The following is a 19472-nucleotide window of genomic DNA, read 5'->3' on the forward strand; positions in this document are numbered from 1 at the left end:
GTTCGATGGCGTGTGCACGCCGCTGCCGGCTGCGCACACGCTGTTCTCTACGTCTGACTACGCTTCACTGCCCAACTACCTCAACCCGCCTTGCGCAACGGCTCCGCGTTGACGCCCGCAAAAGCCTGCTTGCGCCAGTCGCCGGCATCGGGCTTCGGCAGGCCGATGTTTTCGCGCAAGGTCGAGCCTTCGTATTCCTTGCGGAACACGCCGCGGCGCTGCAATTCCGGCACCACCTGGCGTACGAAGTCTTCGTAACCGCCGGGCACGTGAGTCGGCGAAATCACGAAACCGTCGCAACCGCCTTCGACGAACCACTGTTCCATCTGGTCGGCAACCGTCTTCGCCGTGCCCGCGAACACCGGGAATTCGTTCAGACGCGCACGGTTGGAGAAGTCCACGAAATCGCGCACCGACGGGTTCGGCTTGCCCGAGAGCATCACCACGCGATCGCGGAAACCGGTCCAGCCGGAGATGGCCTTCATCTCGGCGTCGGTGAACGGCGCGTCGTAGTCGCGTGTGGAGAAGTCCGTGTTCAGCACTTCGCACAGCAGCGTGAGCGAGTCGATCGGTTTGGCGAGCGCGTCGATGTATTCCCGCTGCTGCTGCGCGATTTCTTCCGACTCGGCCACCACCGTATAGCAGGCCGTCGAAACCTTGACCTGCTCCGGATCGCGTCCGGCTTCCACCACGGCCTGCTTCAACTCCGCGTATTGCTTCTTGCCGGCCGCGAGATTCGGGTACACCACGAAAATCAGTTCGCCCCAGCGCGAAGCGAACGCGCGGCCGCGACCGCTCTGCCCCGCCTGAATCAGCACCGGATGGCCCTGCTGCGAACGCGGCACCGTGAGCGGACCGCGCGAGTTGAAGTACTCGCCGCGATGATCGAGGCGGCGCACTTTCGATGCGTCGGCGAAACGGCCGCTTTGCTTGTCGAGAATCAGCGCGTCGTTTTCCCACGAATCCCAGTGACCCATCACCGTTTCGAGAAACTCGTCGGCGCGGTCGTAGCGCAGATCGTGTTCCAGGTGCATGTCGCGGCCGAAGTTGGCGGCTTCCGAGTCGTTGAGCGACGTGACCACGTTCCAGGCCACGCGGCCTTTCGCCATCAGATCGAGCGTCGCGAAATGGCGCGCCACGTGATACGGCTCGTAGTACGTGGTCGAATAGGTTGCGCCCAGCCCGAGATGTGTGGTGGCCATCGCCATCGCGGTGATGATCGGCGTGGGGTCCATTTTCACGGCGCGAACGCCGTGCTCGACGGTTTCGACATGCGAGTCGCCGTAGAGGTCGGGCATTGCGAGACGGTCGTCGAAAAATGCCAGATGGAACTTGCCTTCTTCGAGCGTGCGCGCAATGCGCTGATAGTACTCGGGCGACATGAAGTCCTGCATCGCCGCGCTATGGCGCCACGAGCCCGGATACGTCGAACAGTTTTGCGCCTGCAGGAAGCCGATGAGCGTAAGTTGTCGCTGCTTGTTTGCCATGCTGTCTGTCTCCTTTTATAGCGTCTCAGACGCCGGGAATCTCGATGCTCAGAAGCGGCGCGTGCTGCTGCGCGCCGAATGTGTCGCGTTCGCCGACGCTGCCTTGCGCCCACGAGCGCTTGAGCGTCAGCTTGAAGGCGCGTGCCGGGTCGAAGAACATCAGCGTGACGATGTCGTCTTTCGTGACGTTGTAGAGCTTGCAGATCAACGCTTCGTCGAGCACGCCGCTCGCCTTCACACGCTCGTAGAGCGGCACGTCGTCGAAGATCACGTCGAAAGTGATTTCGAACGGGCCGGAATTCTTGCTGCGCACGACCTTGGCGAGATCGCGCAGCGTCTTGTTCTGGTTCTGGATCGCGGTCATGTTCAGACCTCCACGATATGAATCGGGAACAGCGTCTCGGCGGAATCGATCTTCATCACGTGGTAGATCGTGAATTTGCAGACCGGGCCGATCGGGTTCTCCGGCGGGTTGAGCGGGATCGCGAAGTTGCCGGCCGTCGCCACCTGGCCCGGATAAGGCGTGTGCAGCACGTCGATACGCACGCTGCTGCAGATCGCGTTGGCGAGTTCCTGCGTGGCCGCCGTCACTTCGCCGAGCAGGCCGATTTCGTGCGGCACGGTGCTCGCGAGCGGCTCGAAGCTGCCCATCACGCCGTTCTTGCCGTAGACGTGGAACTTGAGCGTGGCTTCGCCCGAGCGCAATTCAGCGTAGGTCTCGTGTGCATAGGCCGTGATGCGCGCCAGAAAATCGTCGATCTGTCCGATCAGGATCGGATCGCGGATACCGCCCACGAAGATCGTCCGCATGCCCACCACGCCCGCGCCTTCGAGCTTGACGGTGTAGTCTTCCGCTGGAATGAAACGGCTGCCGCGCACGCGTACGGCGCGTTCGGTGATCTGCTCGTAAGTCGCTTCACGCAGATCGAGCACGCCGCCCGGACCGGTCAGCAGGTCGGGACGGGTCTTTTCGTAGAGCGTATGCGCCGCCACCGAAGCCGGCGTGCAGCGTTCGAGCGGATTCATCGGTTCGAGATCAAAGCTGTCGCGGCGAATGGTCGCGAGAATCACCTTGCCCTTCGGCTCCGCGCAGTTCGCGCCGCATTCGACGATCTTGCCCATGTGCCAGTAGATGCCAGGCTCGATGCCGTGCAACATGCACAGACCTGCGAACGGCGCCGGGTCGTAGGCGCGGCCCGCCACGATGATGTCGAGATCCGGATGCTCGCGCAGCGCCTTGGCGAACGGCTCGGCACCCATCTGCGCGACGATGTGCGAGGACGCGCCGATGTCCGAAATCTGCAGTTGCGGCGCGGAGGCGCACGGCGTGATGCGGCCTTCGCCGAACGCATCGCGCACATAAGATGGATCGATGTCCGAATAGATTTTCGCGATCTTGAAGCGGTAGCCTTCCTTCTGCGCGATTTCGGCGATGACGTCGACCATGAAGTCGACGTGCTCGCGAATGCCGGGTCCGCCGGCGGAGCTGATATAGATCGGCACCTTGCGATTGGCGCAGGCGTCGAGCATCAACGAAAGATCGCGCAGATAGGCTTCGCGTGTAACGAGTGTTTTGGGCAGACCGAGCAGATAGGGACCGGGGTCGGTCGAGCCGCCGTCGACGATCATCGCGTCGGGTTGCTGGTCGATGCCGCGCCAGAAATCGGCGGCCGGAATGCCGTAGCCCAGAATGCCATTGGGCGTCAGGATCCTGATTTCATCCTTCATGGAGTCTCCTTGCGAGTCATTCGGTGCGCGTCGCGCCACGGACTTCTTCATGCTGCGGTGCACGATGCGTTGCGTCGTGGCGTGCACTGCGCGCGGCGCTCGTCCGCGGCGTTCGTCGTTACTTCGAGGTTGAAACGATTATGGCGAGAGGCAGGCGGCCACACTATTTGCTTTATGAGATAGACTCATAGCCATTCCTGATAAAACCAATGGAGACCCCCGTCATGACGGCTGACAAGCCGGATGGGAGCGCACAAGCCCCACAGGCCCTTGCCACGCAGGTGTTGCGCTTCGACCTGGTCGAACTCGAAACCTTTCTCGCCGTGGTCGAAACCGGCAGTTTCAGCGCCGCGGCGAAGCGTCTGCATATCTCGCAGCCTTCCGTCACGGGCCGCGTACAGCGGCTCGAATCCACCCTTAAAACACGGCTTTTAATCCGCACCACGCGTCACGTCGAGCCGACAGCGGCGGGCAAACGTCTGCGCGAACGCGCCGAATTCGCGCTGCGCGATCTGCGTCTCCTGATGCAGGAATTCCAGACCGAAGCCGAAGCCGCGCGTCTGCGCGTGGTGATCGCCGCCACGCCGATGATCTCGGCCGTGATGCTGCCGCCGCTGATTCATTCGTTCTGTCAGCGTTATCCCGACGTGCAGATCCAGTTGCGCGATCTTCAGTACGAAGACGTCGTCGCGAGGATCGAAGCCAACGAAGCCGATCTCGCCGTGGTGGCGTTCGACAACGACTCGGAAAAGCTCAGCTTTCAGCCGCTTACGGAAGAGGACATGCTGGTGATCGTCCCCAAGACGCACGTGCTCGCCGAAGCCGGCGAAGTGACACTGGAAGAACTCGCACAGGTGCCGCTGATGCTGCTCGACCGTTATTCGATGCTGCTCGACACGCTCGCCAGCGAGTTCGCCCGGCGCGGACTCACCTTGCGTCCGATGCACCAGGCGGCCAACCTGAGCACCCTGCTCGGCATGGTGGACGCGGGCGTGGGCGCGACCTTCCTGCCGCGTTCGATGGCCCAGCGCTATGCGCGCGACCACCGCGCGACCTTACGGGTGACCGACGTCAAACTCATGCGCAGCTTCGGCATCCTGCGCTCGCGCAACGCCGAGCTGAGCCCGTCCGCGTTGTCTTTCGTGCGCCATCTGCAGGCGAATTTCGGCGCGGCCATGGCGAGCGAACCATCCACGGCCTGAGCGGCGATCTATTAGATTTGCCAATCAATCCATCGCGACTTAGAAATTGTCCGGCGCAGAGGGCGCCTCTAGACTGACTGTCATGAATTCGATTCCGGGCACGCGCCCATCCGAACATCCGGAGACTTTCATGACAATAAAAGACAAACAGACGTTCCGCGACGCCCTTTCGGCGTTCCCGAGCGGCGTGACCATCGTCTCGACCACCGACGAAGCAGGCCGCCACTGGGGATTCACCGCCAGTTCGTTCTCGTCGGTCTCGATGGACCCGCCGCTCGTGCTGGTATGCATCGCCAACACCGCCGACTCTCACCCGGCCTTCATGAAGGCACGCCGTTACGCGATCAATATCCTCGCGCAGGAGCAGAAAGACATCGCGATGCACTTCGCGCGCAAGGGCGTCGACAAATTCGGCCCGCACGAATTTCACTACGGTACGGACGACAACCCTCATCCGCCGATGCTGCCGGGCTCGATGGCCTCGCTCGTCTGCACCGCCCGCGACGTGTACGAAGCCGGCGACCATACGGTACTGATCGGCGAGATCGAAGACGTGCAAATGGGCAGCGCCGTGCCGCTCGTCTATTTCAATCGCGGCTTTCGCAATCTCGAACTCGAAGCCGCCGAGTCGGTGTCCTGACCTTCCCTGACTGGTGAGCACTCTGCATGAACGCATTCAGCTTCACGACCGTCCCCTCGCTTCTGATCGAGTACGGCGGTGCGCGGCGGCTCGGCGCATTGTTGCGCGAGCGCTTTAGCGCGACGCGTCTCGTCCTCGTCACGGATCGATTCCTTCATTCGAGCGGCCTGCTGGCACCCGCGCTCGACAGCCTCGCTGCGAGCGGCTGGCAGGTCACGGTAATCGACGACGTGGTGGCCGATCCGCCCGACCACGTCGTACTCGACGCCACCGCGCGCGCCAAAGCACATTGCGCCGAGATCGTGCTGGGTCTCGGCGGCGGCTCGTCGATGGACGTCGCAAAACTCATCGCCGTGCTGTGCGCGTCCGACCAGCCGCTCACGGAGATGTACGGCGTGGGCAATGTCAAAGGACCGCGTCTGCCGCTGGTCCTGATGCCGACCACCGCGGGCACCGGCTCGGAAGTCACGGCCATCTCCATCGTGACGACGGGCGAGACCACCAAGAGCGGCGTCGTCTCGCCGATTCTTTATCCGGATCTCGCGCTGCTCGACGCGGAACTCACGCTCGGTCTGCCCGCGCAGGCCACTGCCGCAACCGGCATCGACGCGATGGTCCATGCGATCGAGGCGTATACGTCGGTGCGTTTGAAAAACCCATTGTCCGACATGCTCGCGAAGGAAGCCTTGCGACTGCTGTCGGCGAATCTGCTCGCTGCCTGCCGCGGCGGCAACGATCGTGCCGCGCGCGAGGCGATGCTGCTCGGCGCGACGCTGGCGGGTCAGGCGTTTTCGAATGCGCCGGTCGCCGCGGTCCACGCTTTGGCGTACCCACTCGGCGGCCATTTTCACGTACCGCACGGCTTGTCGAACGCGCTCGTGCTGATGCACGTGCTGCGCTTTAACGCGCCGGTTGCGGCGAAGCGCTATGCCGAACTCGCCGACACGCTCGGCTGGTCTCCCGCCGCCGACGCCAGCGACGAAATCAAGGCGGAAGCATTCGTCCGCAAGATGGAAGCGCTCGTGATCGAGACCGGCATTCCGCGCACGCTGCGTGACGTGGGCGTGAAGGAAACGCATTTGCCGATGCTCGCCGCCGACGCCATGAAACAGCAGCGCCTGCTCATCAACAATCCGCGCGAGATGACGGAAGCGTTCGCGCTCGACATTTACCGGGCGGCGCTATGAGTTCACCGCGTATTGCGTTCGTGCAGTCGTGCTGGCACCGCGATATCGTGGACCCGTGCCGCACGGCATTCGTCGACCGTCTCGCCGAACTCGATATCGAAGCGAGCCGGGTGACATGCCTGGAAGTACCCGGCGCGTTCGAATTGCCGCTGCACGTCAAGTTGCTCGCGAAGAGCGGTCAGTACGATGCGATCGTCGCGGCGGGCCTCGTGGTGGATGGCGGCATCTACCGTCACGAGTTCGTCGCGAACGCGGTGATCGATGGATTGATGCAGGTTCAACTCGATACGCTCACGCCGGTATTGTCCGCCGTGCTCACGCCGCATCACTTTCATGCGGGCGAAGAACATGTCACGTTCTTTCGCGAGCATATGAAGGTGAAAGGTCGCGAGGTGGCGGATGCCTGCGTGGGGACGTTGAGTAGTTTGGTGCGTCTGGGTTGAGGTCGAGGCGTCTCGGTGACTCACTCGCCTTGACGCCGCGTAGCCCTACAGAAAAACCCGGAAGCCCGGTTGAAACGCACGGCGCTTGTTTAGCGCCTCTGGGTTCAGCACGTTCGGCGGACGGCCGGCGCGCGGGCCCAGATCGAGCGCGGCAAGCAGATTGTCGACGGCGAGGTTCGCATTCGCGCGTCGGGTTGCCGTGGTGGCGCTGCCGGTGTGCGGCGTCATCACGAGGTTGGGTGCGTTCAGCAATGCGGCATTGACCGCCGGTTCGTTTTCGAAGACGTCGAGCCCGGCTGCGGCGATCGTGCCATCTGCGAGCGCCTGCGCCAGTGCACTGTCGTCCACGATACCGCCGCGCGCTACGTTGACGAGCGTCGCGGTGCGCTTCATTCGCGCGAGTTGCGGCGCGCCGATCATGTGAAGCGTCTGCGCGCTGTATGGCAGCACCAGAACGACGTGGTCCGCTTCGGCAAGCAACGTGTCGAGCGGCACATGACGCGCCCGGCCCGGCTGTTCAAGCTCCGGCGCGAGCCGCGTTCTGTTGCAGTACATCACGTTCATGTCGAATCCCGCCGCGCGGCGTGCGATGGCCTGACCGATGCGGCCCATCCCGACGATACCCAGCGTCGATCCATGCAGGTCCATTCCCAACATGAGGTCGTACGCGAAACCGCGCCACGCGCCGGACCGCACGAAACGGTCGCTCTCCACCATGCGCCGCGATGCGGCAATCAGCAAACCCCACGCGAGATCCGCGACGCTCTCGTTCGAGAGGTCCGGCGCATTCGTCGCGACAATCGCGGCGCGCGTCATGGCCGGCAGATCGAAGTTGTCGTAACCGACCGACGCATTGCACACCGCGCGCAAATGCGGGCAGTTGTCGATCAGCGCCTGATCGATCCGATCGGTGCCCAGCAGCAGCGCGCCGGTCTTGTCGGCCATGCGGCGGCGCAATTCGTCGGGCGTGAACGGCGTGTCGGTCTCGTTGTATTCCACTTCGACCTCTACCTTGAGCCGCTCGATCACGTCGGGAAAGGTTGCGCGCGGAACCAGAATCCTGTGCTTCATATGTTTAGCCTCGCTAAGAGTCATCGTCTCTGCGTGCTACTTTAGAAGTTCCGGTATCAATCAACTAGGCGATCAAGGATTGCATCCGTATCAACTTCAGGTTGATACTGACGGCCTCGTGCGCGCGTTCCGACCACACTTTCGCCGACCCATCGACCATGCCCATCAACGACTTCAAGGCCATCGCCACGTTCGCCAAAGCCGTGGAGCTCGGCAGCATCCGGCAGGCCGCGCTGGCGCAAGGCGTGACGCCTCAGGCCGCCAGTCAGAGCATCGCGCAACTGGAACAGCGGCTTGGCGTGCGCCTGTTGCACAGAACGACGCGCAGCCTCGCGCTAACCGAAGAAGGGCAACGCTTTCTGGACAATACGCTGCCCGCTCTGGCGGCACTCGATCGGGCGCTGGTCGTGGCACGCGAGTCGAAGGACGAAATCGCCGGTCCGCTGCGCATCGTCGGACCGAGGTCTTCATTCGCCGCCATCCTCATGCCGCTACTCGACGAGTTCTGCCGCGCGTATCCGGGAATTCAACCGGACGTCCAGCTCGATGACGGAATCGGCAATTGGGTCGTGGACCGGGTCGACGTCGGATTCCGCTTCGGTGCATCGGCTAGCGAAGGCGTGATCGGGAGGCAGCTCTTTCCGATCCAGATGATCGTGTGCGCCGCGCCCGAATATCTCGATGCGCACGGGACGCCGGCCACGCTCGACGATCTGGCGTCGCATCGCTGCAGCGTCTTCCGTCATCCGGTGACCGGCAAGGTATCGCCGTGGTACCTGACCGTGGACGGCAAGCTGGAACATCGTCAGATGGTGCCGGCATTCGCCACGAACGACACGGATCTGGAGGCGCTGGCGATCGTCGCCGGCAGCGTCATCGGGCAACTCGCGAGTTTTCTGGCGACGCCGCATATCCGCGCGGGACGACTGGTGCCGGTGCTGCTGCAACACGTGAGTGCGCACACTGGGCTGCATCTCTATTATGGCAATCGCACGGCTCTGCCCAGGCGCGTGCGGGCCTTTCTCGATCTGGCATTCGCCCGCCTGCATGATTGCAGCGACTACGTCCTCGCCGATAAAGAACTGGCGCGCTTCGAATCGCGGCCGCGAAAGGTCCGGCGATCGCGGTAGATGGCGTGGGTAGATTCGGCGAGACCGGCCGCTTCCGGCCTCGCCCTACTCAGTGCCCAACGCCAGTCACTCACATGCCGCCGAACGGCTTCTTCACCGTCAACCTGTTCAACACCGACGTCACGCCGGCAACGCCTTTGACGATTGCCTCGACCTTGCCGATCTGCGCCTGCTCCGTCACCGTGCCGTTCAGCGTCACCGCGCCGTCTTTCGCCACGACGCTGATGTCCCCCGCGCTGATTTCCTTGTCTTTGCCGATGGCGGCGTAAATTCTGCGACGTAAGGCGCGGTCCGCCTGACGTCCTGCGGGCGCCGCTATCGCAGACGCGCTTTGCGCGCTAGCCGCGACACTGGCGGTATCCGCGTTCTGCGGCCACGCCGCAGCGGACACGGTCACGACGCATGCGGCGAGCACCAGGTCGACTGCCGTGATTATTTTCATGGATCACTCCGGTTCAAAGGTGTCGCAATCAGAAACTGTGGCGAATGCCAACCATGGCCGCCGTGGTAGAGACGCCCGGCGCAACCGGCGCTCCGTAAATAATCGTCTGATTCATCGTCCCCTTGTTGTCGACATAACCGATCTGCGCGTATGCCTTGGTCCGCAAAGACAGGTTGTATTCCGCACCTACGGCGAATTCGCTCGAGTGGTTCGCCGAATGGTTGCGGTCTCTCAGGTAGTAGTAGCCCGACGTGATCTTGAAGCTCGGATTGAACTGGTAACCCAGACCGCCCGAGACCATTTCGAAGTCGGCAGTATTGCTCTTTGCCGGGTTTTTGCCGATCGCGTACGAAGCGGACACCGACACGCCGCGCGTCGTATACATTGCACCGAAATAGTAGAAGCGGTTGTTATTCAGGCCGGTCGCGGGCGCGGCCGGCGCGGCGGGATAAGTCAGCGGAAAAGGATTGGTGTCGTGGCCGTTGTAGTACACGGCAGACAGATTCAGGCCGTAGTTCGAGTACTTGAGCACGGCCGATTCGCGTGTACCACCCTGGAACTGTCCGCCGACGCCGCCCGGCGCATATTCGAGCGCAAGCGACGCGCCGTAAAACTTCGGCGACGTGTAGACCAACGCGTTGCTGTCGTACAGCGCGCCGATCGGTGCGTTGGTACTGGTGCCCGGCCAGTCGGCCGCCTGATTGATGCCGAGCCACGCAGTCAGGATGCTGCCGAAATACTGCGCGCCGCGTACATCGGTCTCCGCCATTGCGTAGATCATCGGGATGATCTGCCGGCCGGCGTCGATCGTGCCGAACGGCCCGGTTGCGCCCACCGTTGCATACTGGTTGAAGAGCGCCGTCGCGCCGGGCGTGTCCGACAAACCACTCTTGCCGCTGGTGGTGTTGAACGAGCCTTGCAGCCTGAACGTAATTTTATAGCCGCCGCCGATATCTTCCGCGCCCTTCAAGCCCCAGTAGCTCGAATAGATACCGCCGTCTTTGAGTTGATAGACATGCCCGAGATTGGGCGCGGTCGGCAGGAACGTCGCGGCCGACGTGCTTTGATAAAGTAATCCGCTGTCGAGCACACCGTATAGCGTCATCGACGATTGCGCATGGGCCGCCGCTGCAAACATGATCAGCACTGCAAAGCTACCTGACTTCAATTTCATTTTTTGTCTCCTCCAGATCCGGGTGCGCCGGGTGATGCCCCGGCGTCTGTTGTTCAAATGAAACCGTGCGCTTGCCACATCGGCGTTGTCAGGAAGCCAGGTAGTAGTCGCCGAACTGTTCGCGTAGCGGGTTCTTCAGCACCTTGCCGGTCGCGCCGAGCGGAACCGAATCGACGAACACCACCGCATCCGGCTTCCACCACTTCGCCACCCTGGCGTCGAAGAACGTGAGCAGTTCGTCCACGGCAAGCGCACTGCCCGGCTTCTTCACGACGAGCAACAGCGGCCGCTCATCCCACTTTGGATGCCGTGCGGCAATGCATACCGCGGTCGCGACCGAGGGGTGCAGGTAGGCGACGTTTTCGATGTCGATGGAACTGATCCATTCGCCGCCGGACTTGATGACGTCCTTGCTGCGATCCGTAATCTGCATAAAGCCGTCGGGATCGATCCTGGCCACGTCGCCGGTCGCAAACCAGCCGTCGCGCCAGGCCGTCGTATCTTCATGGCCGAAATATTCTCGCGCCACCCAATGTCCGCGCACGAGAAGATCGCCGGCTGCGACACCGTCCCAGGGCAATGGTTTGCCGTCGCCATCGACGATTTTCATATCGATGCCGAATACCGCGCGTCCCTGTTTCGCCTGAATAGCATGACGCTCCTGCACTGGCAAATACGCCTGATGCGCCTTGAAACTGCACACAGTGCCGACCGGGCTCAGTTCCGTCATCCCCCACGAATGCACGACATCGACTCGATAGCGCTCCTGAAATGCCGCCGTCATCGCAGTCGGACACGGCGCGCCGCCGATAATCGTGCGCCTCATCGAAGAAAACGACCCGCGCATCGTGTCGACATGCGCGAGCAGCGACTGCCAGACCGTCGGCACGCCGGCCGACAACGTGACCTGTTCCGCTTCGATCAGTTCATGAAGCGACTTGCCATCCAGCGCGGGCCCGGGAAAAACCAGTTTCGCGCCGACCATGCAGGCAATGTAGGGCAGCCCCCACGCATTCACATGGAACATCGGCACGACTGGCAGAATGACGTCGCGAGCGGAACAGTTCAGCGAATCCGGCAATGCCGCTGCGTAAGTGTGCAGCACGGTCGAGCGGTGGCTATACAGCACGCCCTTCGGATTGCCCGTTGTTCCGGACGTGTAGCACAGCGACGACGCGCTGTTCTCGTCGAGCATCGGCCAGTCGAATACATCGCTCTGAGCGTCGATCAGATCTTCGTAGCACAGCAGCGTTCCGGACAGTGCATGGTCTTGCGGCATACGTGCGCGATCGGCCATTGCAACGAAATACTTTGGACTTCTGATCAGTTTCGCGACGCTCTCGATCAGAGGCAGAAACGTCAGATCGAAAAACACGATGCGATCTTCCGCGTGCTCGATGATGTACGCGAGTTGATCGACATGAAGCCGGGGATTGAGCGTATGAAGTACGGCGCCCGCCCCCGACACCGCGAAGTACAACTCCATGTGCCGATAGCCATTCCACGCCAGGGTAGCCACCCGTTCGCCTCGCCCCACGTCGAGCCCCGTCAGCGCATTGGCCATACGACGCACGCGTTTCGCGAGATCACGGTAGCAGTACCGGTGAATGCCGCCCTCGAAGCGTCGCGATACGATTTCCTGTTCGCCGTGATGGCGTTCGGCGTGCGTCAACAGCGACGTGACCAGAAGCGGCTGTTGCATCATGAGACCTTGCATGTCGTCTCCGGGTCAAATGAGTTCGTCGATCAGGGTTCGCGCCATCGGCCACTCGCCGAATCCCGCAGCGGGATTCAGGTGGCCGACGTCGCCGAGGTCGACGAACCGACCTCCCCAGTCTTTCGCCATCGCCGTCACACGGTCGAAGCCGGCAAGCGGATCGTTACGGCTGGCAGCGACTATCGCCGGAAACGGCAACGGCGCGCGCGGAATCGGCAGCCAACCGTGTCGAGCGAGTACGTCGATTGGCGGATAGCCTTTGGGTAGCGGCGTTTCAAGGTCGGCGGGCGTGGCGAGCAGTGCGCCACGAATGGCGCGGGTGTGACGCTGCGCCCAGTGCACGGTGATCATCACGCCCGCGCTGTGTGCGACCAGCACCACGGGTCCGTCGATTTTCGCCAGCGCGGTGTCGAGCGCAGCCACGCGCGTTGCGCAATCCAGCGTGCCGTTTTCGAGCGGCGGGACCGAAACGGCATCGGGCAAGCTGTTTTCCAGCAAGGTCTGCCAATGGTCCGCGATATAGCCGCGCAAACCCGGCACCATCACGATGGTGGGCTTTTCGTCGAGAATCATGAAACGGTCTCCTGCCCGATCAATACGGCTTGTCGCCGACAATGCCGGCGCGCTCCATCTTGCGATGGCACGGCGGATAGTCCATCACCGCGTAGTGCTGCGTGCTGCGGTTGTCCCAGATCGCGATGCTGTTGGGTTTCCAGCGCCAGCGGACCTGATACTCGGGAATGTAGGCCTGACTGATGAGATAACGCAGCAGGTCGCTCGAACCCGGATTGGCGTCCTGCCCGAAACGTACGCGCGCCGGCGTGTGATAGTTCGTGAAGTGGGTCGTAAATGCGCTGACGAACAACACTTTCTCGTCCGTCTCCGGATGCGTGCGCACGACGGGATGCTCGGCATCCGGGAACTGCGCCTTTAGCGCGAGACGTTTCTCCACCGGCATCGCCGCACCGAAACTCGCTTCGATGCTGTGGCGAGCGCGCAGGTCTGCAATTTCTCCCTTGATGTGCGCCGGCAATCGCTCGTAGGCTTCGGCCATGTTCGCCCACATCGTGTCGCCGCCCACCGGCGGACACTCCACACAACGAAGAACCGCGCCGAATTGCGGTGCTTCGCGCCAGGTCGCATCCGCATGCCACGCGTTTTCATAGCGGTCGTTAGGCTGGTCCGGGTTCTTGTAGATTCGCACGAGGCCCGGATAGTCCGGGTCGCTGCCGGCCACGGGATGATCTTCGAGGTCGCCGAAACGACGCGCAAATGCCACGTGGTCGGCGCGCGAAATGTTCTGGTCGCGCAGAAACAGTACGCGGTGTTGCAGCAGCGCCGCACGGATTTCGGCAAACAGGCCGTCGTCGGCGATGGCGTCAGCCAGATTCACGCCGCTCAGTTCGGCGCCGATAACGCAGGTCAATTGTTCGACTCGCATGGCGATTTCCTCAGATAACGAAGACCGACGATCCAGTCGTCTTGCGCGATTCGAGGTCGCGATGGGCCTGCGCCGCGTCGTCCAACGCGTAGCGCTGATTGAGTTCGATCCTGATACGGCCCGCGGCCACGTGTCCGAACAGTTCGGCGGCAAGTTCGTCTTTCTCGGCCGGTGTGGCGATATAGTCCGCAAGCGCGGGACGTGTCATGTAGAGCGAGCCCTTCATGGCGAGAATCTGCGGATTGAACGGCGGGATCGGTCCGGACGCCGTGCCGACACACACCATCAGTCCGCGGCGTTTGAGCGAATCGAGCGAGGCCGTAAAAGTATCTTTACCGACGCTGTCGAATACGACGTTCACGCCGGCACCGTGAGTCAGTTCGCGCACCCGTTTTGCGACATCTTCGCAGCCGTAATAGACGATGTGATCGCAACCATGCGCGCGGGCCACCTCGCCTTTCGCTTCGCTCGAAACGGTGCCGATCACCGTGAGACCCAGCAGCTTGGCCCATTGCGAGACGATCAGACCGACGCCACCGGCGGCGGCGTGCAGCAGGATCGTGTCGCCGGCCTTGAAGTCGTGAATACGGCGCATCAGGTAGGCCGCCGTCAGGCCCCGCATGGTCATGCCGGCAGCGGTCTCACACGAGATCGCGTCGGGCAGCTTGATGAGCGGCGCCGCCGGGATCAGGCGCTCGGTACTGTAGGCGCCAAGCGTGTTGATAAAACCGGTATAGGTCACGCGGTCGCCCACGGCGACATGACTGACATCGGGCCCGATTGCCCGGACCACACCCGCCGCTTCGACGCCCATACCGGCAGGCAATGGCACGGGATAGAGGCCGCTGCGGAAGTAGGTGTCGGCGAAATTCAGACCCACGGCCTCGTGAACCAGGTGAACCTGTCCGGGACCTGGCTGGCCCACTTCCGCGTTTTCGACTCGCAAGACATCGGGGCCCCCGGTTTCGTGAAAACGCACTACTTTCGCCATGATGAAACTCCTGAATTTTATTCGTACAACGTAATGAAAAGCTTTCTCATGTTATTTCTTGCCATGCTCGCTGACACACACTGAAGTTCTGTCAGCGCACGGCCTGTTCGCGCAAGGCATTCACGCGATGGATGTCGACGCCATAGTTGCGCTTGCCGATTACGAACACGATCGCAGCCACCGCCGGTGCGAAGGGCACGAGTTGCAATGCACCGAGCAGACCGATGCGGTCAGCCACGAAACCCGTCAGAACAGCGGCAGGCGCAAGCCCCAGCAGATTGTTCGCCAGCGTCAGCGTGGCGAATGCCGACGCGTGAATCGACGGTGGCGTCAGATTGGCCACGACCGCACCCGACGGACCGGTCGCGCCGGCGCAGAAAAACATGCCGGCGCCAATCACGAGCAGTTGCGCCGTACCAGGTTGCATCCGGAAGCCGATCGTCAGCAAAGCGAAGCAAATCACGCAGAAAACGGCGGCCATGCTCCACCGTCTTTCCCGCTCGTGCTTGCTGAACCGGTCAGCCAGATTGCCGCATACGACCATCCCGACCGCCGTTGCCAGCACGAACATCGCCGCACTCATCGCAGCCTTGCCCGTGGGCATGCTGTAATAGCGGTTCATGAAGCTCGGCATCCAGGCCCACACGGCCGCCGGAGTCAACAGATGAATGCCGCTGCCGACATAGGCGCACACCACCGACTTCGTGGAAAAGAGCCCTTTCATCAGCGCACGAAAACTCATCCGCGCAGTTTTGCCTCGCACACACGGCCTCGCATCCGCAGGCCGCAAACACGCCAGCCTGGGCTCCGTCACGGAGAACCGATAGCAGACCAGCAGCACGATCCCGAGGCCGGCCATCGCGCCGAATGCCGCGCGCCAGCCGAGATGAGCCGCGACTGCGCCGCCGAGCGCCATGCCCAGCACCGAGCCAAATGCGCCGCCCGCCATGAAGGCGGCGGTGAGGGTGGAACGCAGCCGTGCCGGGAAGATGCTGAGGACCACCGCGATACCGACGCTCCCATAAGCCGCTTCGCCGATCCCGACGAACGCGCGCGCAACCAGCATCTCGTGATAGTTCGTCGAGAACGCACAGCCGAGCGTGGCGAGACTCCACATCGCCGCCATCAGGGCAATGCTCCGGATGCGTCCCCAGCGGTCGGCGAGCACCGACAGCGGGAACGTGAGCACGCCCACCATCAGCGCGACCACGCTGCTCAGCGATCCCAGATGCGTGTCCGAGAGATTCCACGCGCTCTTGAGCATCGGGAACACGGCATTCAGCACCTGCCGCGACATGTAGTCGGAGAGCAACAGGCCGACCGTCAGTGCGAAGACCACCCAGGCATAGGCGCCGATGTCGCCCTGCGTCGTCGAATCATGGCCCGTGGCGGGCTCGGCATGCGTGAGCATGAGTTGTCTCCTTCCTGTCCAGCTTCTTGATGTCGTCGCGGTTTCGTCGAACCTGCGCTCGACGTGACCGCTTGCCGGATACTGTCTCAGGCGGCCTTGCGCAAATGGCCTTGCTGACGGCCCACGCGATTAGGCGCGAAGCCGTTGGCCGCGAGCGACTCTTCCACGGTGTCGTAGAACACGCCGATTCTGGAGAGTTCGCGCGCCTCCTGCGCGGTGGCGATCGGGCGGCCGAATTCGCGTGAAATGCGTACCAGTTGCTCGATTTGCTGCACCGTGCTGAACTTCCCGCTGCGCTGCTGGTTCCAGATGTTGTCCTCGATGCCGCAACGCACGTGCAGCCCCATGGCGATACCCATCATGTTGATCGGCAGCACGTTGAGCACCGAGCTTTCCACCGTCAACACGGCGCCATCCGGCACGGCGCGCACGATGTTGGCCATGTTGTAGATGTTGGGTGCGTCCATGCCGCCGCCAATAGCGACCCAGTTCATCACCAGCGGACCTTTATAGATGCCCCTGCGCATCAGGCGTTCGACCGACTCGAAGCTGTTGATGTTGTAGCACTGAAACGCGCTCTGAATGCCCGCAGCGGATAAGCGCCGGACGTGCTCCTCGACCCAGCCCGGCTGCGCCGGCACGGTCATTTCCTTATACGCCTGAAACACGGCGGGATCTTCCATCGAGGTGCCGCGAATGTCTTCGAAGTCGAACTGCTCCATCACGTTCATCTGCGAAGTATTCACGGTCACCGTCACCTGGTCCGGCTTGGGGTCGAGATCGGCCAGCATGTGACGCGTGTCGTCGGAGAGCCATTTGGCTGCCGCGCCATCGGTCTCCGGTGCAAACGAAATCGAGCCGCCCACCTGAATGATCATCTCGGGCACGGCCTTGCGCACGCCGGCAATCAATTCGTTGAATTTGGACAGACGTTTGGAGCCGCGCCCGTCGAGTTCACGAACATGCAGATGTAGCACGGTGGCGCCCGCGTTGTAACAGTCCACCGCTTTCTGGATCTGCGCCTCCATGGTCACTGCGATGTCCTCGGGAAAATCGCCGGGTACATACGAGGGTGCATAGGGCGCGGCCGTGATGACGAGCGGCTGCTGGTTTTCGGGGAACAGATGTCCGTCGAGAAAATTCATGGCGTGTCTCCACCGGTTGGAATAGGAATAGGAATGGGGATGCGGTTGGTTTGAGCAGGACCACCGTGTAGAAGAAGACTATCGCTACGAGTCCGAATGCGATGTATTATTTGTGACATTCGATGTCTAAAGTGGGACATAGCGATGGGCGCGTATACCCCAAATACCCCGCTGATCCGCAGCGCGAGTCTGACCGGTTACGCCGAGCTGGCGCGCCATCACGGGCTCAATCCCGAGGCAATGTTGCGCAAGGTGGGCCTGAGCACGCGCAGCCTCGTCGACCCCGACATGCCGGTGAGTCCCGTGGCGGTGAGCCAGTTGCTCGAAAACAGCGCGTCCATGGCGCGCGTGGAAGACTTCGGCCTGCAACTTGCCGAACACCGGCGGCTGGCCAACCTCGGGCCCATCAGCTTTGTGATGCGCGAAGCGCCCAATACGCGGCAGGCGCTGGATAATCTGTGCCGCTACATGCGTCTGATCAATGCCGCGCTGCTGACCAGTCTCGAAGATTTCGACGACGCCGTACTGATTCGCGAAGAGGTGCTGCTGACCGGCAAGGGCTCGGTGCGGCAGTCCGTCGAGATGGCCGTGGGCGTGCTATTTCGCGCGATTCAGGAATTGCTCGGACCGACCTGGCGGCCGCGGAGCGTCGGCTTCAAACATCGTCAACCGTATGGCGCGACGCGTCACAAAGCGCTGTTCGGGTCGGCGGTCGAATTCAATGCGAGTTTCAACGGCATTGTCTGCAGCGCGAAAGACCTCGCGGCCCCCATTTCAGCCGACGACTACCGGATGACGCCCCATGTCCGTCATCTGCTCGATGACGCGCTCTCCGGCTCCGACACGAGCACGACGTACACCGTGCGGCAGGTCGTGGTCGCCATGTTGCCCGGCGGGCGATGCACGTCCGAACAGGTGGCAAAACACCTCGGCATGGATCGCCGGACCTTGCATCGGCATCTGTCGGCAGAAGGCACGAGCTTTTTCGATCTGCATCAGTCGGTGCGAGCCGAACTCGCGTCCCACCAGATTCTCGACAGCGATCGCTCGCTGGCCGAACTCGCGGACCTGCTCGGTTTTTCGACTCCCAGCGCGTTCGCCTTCTGGTTCCGGAAACAGTTCGGAACCACGGTTTCGAAATGGAAGCAGAGTGCGCAAGCTGCAGCCGATACAGCGCCCGAACGCCCCTGATGTGTAGCCACGACGCTCCCCTACTTCACATTCGCGTCGCGGGAAACCTCGTCACGAAGCCAATCGTGAAACGCCACGAGTCGCGCGAGGTCCGCACACTCCTTGCGATAAACGATGTAATACGCCAGCGCTGAAGGCTGTTCGATATTGGGAAATAGCCGGATCAGTCGCCCGGTTGCCATATCGTCACGAGCAAGAACACTTCGGGCCAGCGCGACGCCATGCCCGTCGATAGCGGCCTGCAGCACCGCTGCGGAGTTATTGATTTTCAGACTCGCCCGCGCCGATGCCAGCTTTGTTCCTGCACTTTTGAGCCACGCGTCCCACGTCACGAATCCGGTCTGCCGATCGACGGAGAGATCGTCGATCAATGTGACGCGGCCCAGATCGTCGGGTTTGCGCAGGCCGGCGTGCTGCTTCAGATAAGCCGGCGAACAGACCGGAAATACCTCTTCGTCCATGAGCTTTTCTGCTTCCAGACCGGGCCAGTGTCCCGCGCCATAGCGCACGCCGATGTCGATTCCCTGCGTCGCAAAGTCCATCAGCTTGAGACTGGTGTCGAGACGTATGTCGGTTTCGGGCCACGCGGTCTGAAACCGTTCGATACGCGGGAGAAGCCATTTCGCAGCAAATGCGGGGCTGACTGTCACCGTCAATACGCCGACAGCGGATCGCTCCTTGAGCCGCTCGAATCCGAGACTGAGGCGATCGAATCCGTCGCGGATGTCGGGAAGCGCCCTGAGGGAGACGTCCGTCGGCACCAGACGGGCGCGTCCGCCACCGCCACGATGAAACAAGGACACACCCAACCATTCTTCGAGACTGCGCACGAGTTGGCCGACCGCCGCGGGAGTCACATTCAGTTCGACCGCGGCGGCGGAGAAACTCTGGTGGCGCGCACTCGCTTCGAAGGCGCGCAGCGCATTGAGGAAGATGGGAGCGGTCATGGCGGTAAAGATTTTCTTCTAGAAAGAAGCAGAATAACTGATTTGTCAAGCGCGCGGCATGCTCCAACAATATGACTAAATAAGGCGGACATAAATCAGCTTCTGTTCTCACCGCCGCCTCGACT

Annotated in this window: 19 protein-coding genes; 6 read left to right on the forward strand and 13 right to left on the reverse strand. The window is 62.2% G+C overall.

The window, feature by feature from the left end:
* Nucleotides 1-80 precede the first annotated feature (80 nt).
* Genes P3T18_RS21335 through P3T18_RS21345 form a run of 3 tightly spaced genes read right to left on the reverse strand, consistent with a single transcriptional unit; the run spans nucleotide 81 to nucleotide 3215 of the window.
* Nucleotides 81-1487: an LLM class flavin-dependent oxidoreductase gene (locus tag P3T18_RS21335; RefSeq protein ID WP_429301950.1), complete on the reverse strand. Its 1407-nt coding sequence runs from the start codon at nucleotides 1485-1487 to the stop codon at nucleotides 81-83.
* 25 nt (nucleotides 1488-1512) lie between these two features.
* Nucleotides 1513-1851: a DUF4387 domain-containing protein gene (locus P3T18_RS21340; RefSeq protein ID WP_429301951.1), complete on the reverse strand. Its 339-nt coding sequence runs from the start codon at nucleotides 1849-1851 to the stop codon at nucleotides 1513-1515.
* Between the two features lie 2 nt (nucleotides 1852-1853).
* Nucleotides 1854-3215 carry an acyclic terpene utilization AtuA family protein gene (locus P3T18_RS21345; protein ID WP_429301952.1) on the reverse strand — a complete coding sequence of 454 codons (1362 nt, stop codon included), beginning with the start codon at nucleotides 3213-3215 and terminating at the stop codon, nucleotides 1854-1856.
* Between the two features lie 224 nt (nucleotides 3216-3439).
* Between P3T18_RS21345 and P3T18_RS21350 the strand changes: the two genes are divergently transcribed.
* The 4 genes from P3T18_RS21350 to P3T18_RS21365 all read left to right on the forward strand — a co-directional run bounded on the left by P3T18_RS21350 (nucleotide 3440) and on the right by P3T18_RS21365 (nucleotide 6687).
* Entirely contained in the window at nucleotides 3440-4417 is a 978-nt protein-coding gene (locus tag P3T18_RS21350; protein ID WP_429301953.1) for a LysR family transcriptional regulator, read from the forward strand.
* Nucleotides 4418-4547: 130 nt separating this feature from the next.
* Nucleotides 4548-5057: a flavin reductase family protein gene (locus P3T18_RS21355; RefSeq protein ID WP_429301954.1), complete on the forward strand. Its 510-nt coding sequence runs from the start codon at nucleotides 4548-4550 to the stop codon at nucleotides 5055-5057.
* A 26-nt stretch (nucleotides 5058-5083) separates the two neighbouring features.
* The gene (locus P3T18_RS21360) at nucleotides 5084-6244 is read left to right on the forward strand and encodes an iron-containing alcohol dehydrogenase (protein ID WP_429301955.1); all 1161 of its coding nucleotides are present in this window, start codon (nucleotides 5084-5086) and stop codon (nucleotides 6242-6244) included.
* Nucleotides 6241-6687 carry a 6,7-dimethyl-8-ribityllumazine synthase gene (locus P3T18_RS21365; RefSeq protein WP_429301956.1) on the forward strand — a complete coding sequence of 149 codons (447 nt, stop codon included), beginning with the start codon at nucleotides 6241-6243 and terminating at the stop codon, nucleotides 6685-6687. The genes P3T18_RS21360 and P3T18_RS21365 overlap by 4 nt, the downstream gene beginning before the upstream one ends.
* A gap of 45 nt (nucleotides 6688-6732) precedes the next feature.
* On the opposite strand, the gene P3T18_RS21370 is transcribed toward P3T18_RS21365, so the two are convergent.
* Nucleotides 6733-7758, reverse strand: coding sequence for a 2-hydroxyacid dehydrogenase (locus P3T18_RS21370; RefSeq protein WP_429301957.1), 1026 nt, complete (start codon nucleotides 7756-7758; stop codon nucleotides 6733-6735).
* Between the two features lie 158 nt (nucleotides 7759-7916).
* On the opposite strand from P3T18_RS21370, the gene P3T18_RS21375 reads away from it, so the two are divergent.
* Nucleotides 7917-8888, forward strand: coding sequence for a LysR family transcriptional regulator (locus P3T18_RS21375; protein ID WP_429301958.1), 972 nt, complete (start codon nucleotides 7917-7919; stop codon nucleotides 8886-8888).
* A gap of 70 nt (nucleotides 8889-8958) precedes the next feature.
* On the opposite strand, the gene P3T18_RS21380 is transcribed toward P3T18_RS21375, so the two are convergent.
* The 8 genes from P3T18_RS21380 to P3T18_RS21415 all read right to left on the reverse strand — a co-directional run bounded on the left by P3T18_RS21380 (nucleotide 8959) and on the right by P3T18_RS21415 (nucleotide 17209).
* Nucleotides 8959-9330: a BON domain-containing protein gene (locus P3T18_RS21380; RefSeq protein WP_429301959.1), complete on the reverse strand. Its 372-nt coding sequence runs from the start codon at nucleotides 9328-9330 to the stop codon at nucleotides 8959-8961.
* 28 nt (nucleotides 9331-9358) lie between these two features.
* A complete protein-coding gene (locus tag P3T18_RS21385) occupies nucleotides 9359-10504 on the reverse strand; it encodes a porin (RefSeq protein WP_429301960.1) in 1146 nt (381 codons plus the stop codon).
* A gap of 88 nt (nucleotides 10505-10592) precedes the next feature.
* Nucleotides 10593-12221: a 3-(methylthio)propionyl-CoA ligase gene (locus P3T18_RS21390; RefSeq protein ID WP_429301961.1), complete on the reverse strand. Its 1629-nt coding sequence runs from the start codon at nucleotides 12219-12221 to the stop codon at nucleotides 10593-10595.
* Between the two features lie 12 nt (nucleotides 12222-12233).
* A complete protein-coding gene (locus P3T18_RS21395) occupies nucleotides 12234-12794 on the reverse strand; it encodes an RBBP9/YdeN family alpha/beta hydrolase (RefSeq protein ID WP_429301962.1) in 561 nt (186 codons plus the stop codon).
* Between the two features lie 19 nt (nucleotides 12795-12813).
* Nucleotides 12814-13662: a TauD/TfdA dioxygenase family protein gene (locus P3T18_RS21400; protein WP_429301963.1), complete on the reverse strand. Its 849-nt coding sequence runs from the start codon at nucleotides 13660-13662 to the stop codon at nucleotides 12814-12816.
* 10 nt (nucleotides 13663-13672) lie between these two features.
* Nucleotides 13673-14653 (reverse strand): quinone oxidoreductase family protein, encoded by a 981-nt coding sequence (locus P3T18_RS21405; RefSeq protein ID WP_429301964.1) that lies wholly within the window; start codon nucleotides 14651-14653, stop codon nucleotides 13673-13675.
* 91 nt (nucleotides 14654-14744) lie between these two features.
* Nucleotides 14745-16064 carry an MFS transporter gene (locus tag P3T18_RS21410; RefSeq protein WP_429301965.1) on the reverse strand — a complete coding sequence of 440 codons (1320 nt, stop codon included), beginning with the start codon at nucleotides 16062-16064 and terminating at the stop codon, nucleotides 14745-14747.
* Nucleotides 16065-16150: 86 nt separating this feature from the next.
* Nucleotides 16151-17209, reverse strand: coding sequence for a 3-keto-5-aminohexanoate cleavage protein (locus P3T18_RS21415; protein ID WP_429301966.1), 1059 nt, complete (start codon nucleotides 17207-17209; stop codon nucleotides 16151-16153).
* A gap of 144 nt (nucleotides 17210-17353) precedes the next feature.
* Here P3T18_RS21415 and P3T18_RS21420 point away from each other — a divergent pair, with 144 nt between their 5' ends.
* Entirely contained in the window at nucleotides 17354-18400 is a 1047-nt protein-coding gene (locus P3T18_RS21420) for an AraC family transcriptional regulator (protein ID WP_429301967.1), read from the forward strand.
* 20 nt (nucleotides 18401-18420) lie between these two features.
* Here P3T18_RS21420 and gcvA read toward each other — a convergent pair whose 3' ends face one another.
* Entirely contained in the window at nucleotides 18421-19347 is a 927-nt protein-coding gene (gcvA, locus tag P3T18_RS21425) for a transcriptional regulator GcvA (protein WP_429301968.1), read from the reverse strand.
* Nucleotides 19348-19472: the final 125 nt, after the last annotated feature.

Origin of the sequence: Paraburkholderia sp. GAS199 (assembly GCF_050436585.1) — a bacterium.
Lineage (GTDB): Bacteria > Pseudomonadota > Gammaproteobacteria > Burkholderiales > Burkholderiaceae > Paraburkholderia.

Bases quoted from the DNA above. Each gene is read 5' to 3' on its own strand.
- P3T18_RS21335 (WP_429301950.1), bottom strand. From the start codon at position 1,487: ATGGCAAACAAGCAGCGACAACTTACGCTCATCGGCTTCCTGCAGGCG.
- P3T18_RS21340 (WP_429301951.1), bottom strand. From the start codon at position 1,851: ATGACCGCGATCCAGAACCAGAACAAGACGCTGCGCGATCTCGCCAAG.
- P3T18_RS21345 (WP_429301952.1), bottom strand. From the start codon at position 3,215: ATGAAGGATGAAATCAGGATCCTGACGCCCAATGGCATTCTGGGCTAC.
- P3T18_RS21350 (WP_429301953.1), top strand. From the start codon at position 3,440: ATGACGGCTGACAAGCCGGATGGGAGCGCACAAGCCCCACAGGCCCTT.
- P3T18_RS21355 (WP_429301954.1), top strand. From the start codon at position 4,548: ATGACAATAAAAGACAAACAGACGTTCCGCGACGCCCTTTCGGCGTTC.
- P3T18_RS21360 (WP_429301955.1), top strand. From the start codon at position 5,084: ATGAACGCATTCAGCTTCACGACCGTCCCCTCGCTTCTGATCGAGTAC.
- P3T18_RS21365 (WP_429301956.1), top strand. From the start codon at position 6,241: ATGAGTTCACCGCGTATTGCGTTCGTGCAGTCGTGCTGGCACCGCGAT.
- P3T18_RS21370 (WP_429301957.1), bottom strand. From the start codon at position 7,758: ATGAAGCACAGGATTCTGGTTCCGCGCGCAACCTTTCCCGACGTGATC.
- P3T18_RS21375 (WP_429301958.1), top strand. From the start codon at position 7,917: ATGCCCATCAACGACTTCAAGGCCATCGCCACGTTCGCCAAAGCCGTG.
- P3T18_RS21380 (WP_429301959.1), bottom strand. From the start codon at position 9,330: ATGAAAATAATCACGGCAGTCGACCTGGTGCTCGCCGCATGCGTCGTG.
- P3T18_RS21385 (WP_429301960.1), bottom strand. From the start codon at position 10,504: ATGAAATTGAAGTCAGGTAGCTTTGCAGTGCTGATCATGTTTGCAGCG.
- P3T18_RS21390 (WP_429301961.1), bottom strand. From the start codon at position 12,221: ATGCAAGGTCTCATGATGCAACAGCCGCTTCTGGTCACGTCGCTGTTG.
- P3T18_RS21395 (WP_429301962.1), bottom strand. From the start codon at position 12,794: ATGATTCTCGACGAAAAGCCCACCATCGTGATGGTGCCGGGTTTGCGC.
- P3T18_RS21400 (WP_429301963.1), bottom strand. From the start codon at position 13,662: ATGCGAGTCGAACAATTGACCTGCGTTATCGGCGCCGAACTGAGCGGC.
- P3T18_RS21405 (WP_429301964.1), bottom strand. From the start codon at position 14,653: ATGGCGAAAGTAGTGCGTTTTCACGAAACCGGGGGCCCCGATGTCTTG.
- P3T18_RS21410 (WP_429301965.1), bottom strand. From the start codon at position 16,064: ATGCTCACGCATGCCGAGCCCGCCACGGGCCATGATTCGACGACGCAG.
- P3T18_RS21415 (WP_429301966.1), bottom strand. From the start codon at position 17,209: ATGAATTTTCTCGACGGACATCTGTTCCCCGAAAACCAGCAGCCGCTC.
- P3T18_RS21420 (WP_429301967.1), top strand. From the start codon at position 17,354: ATGGGCGCGTATACCCCAAATACCCCGCTGATCCGCAGCGCGAGTCTG.
- gcvA (WP_429301968.1), bottom strand. From the start codon at position 19,347: ATGACCGCTCCCATCTTCCTCAATGCGCTGCGCGCCTTCGAAGCGAGT.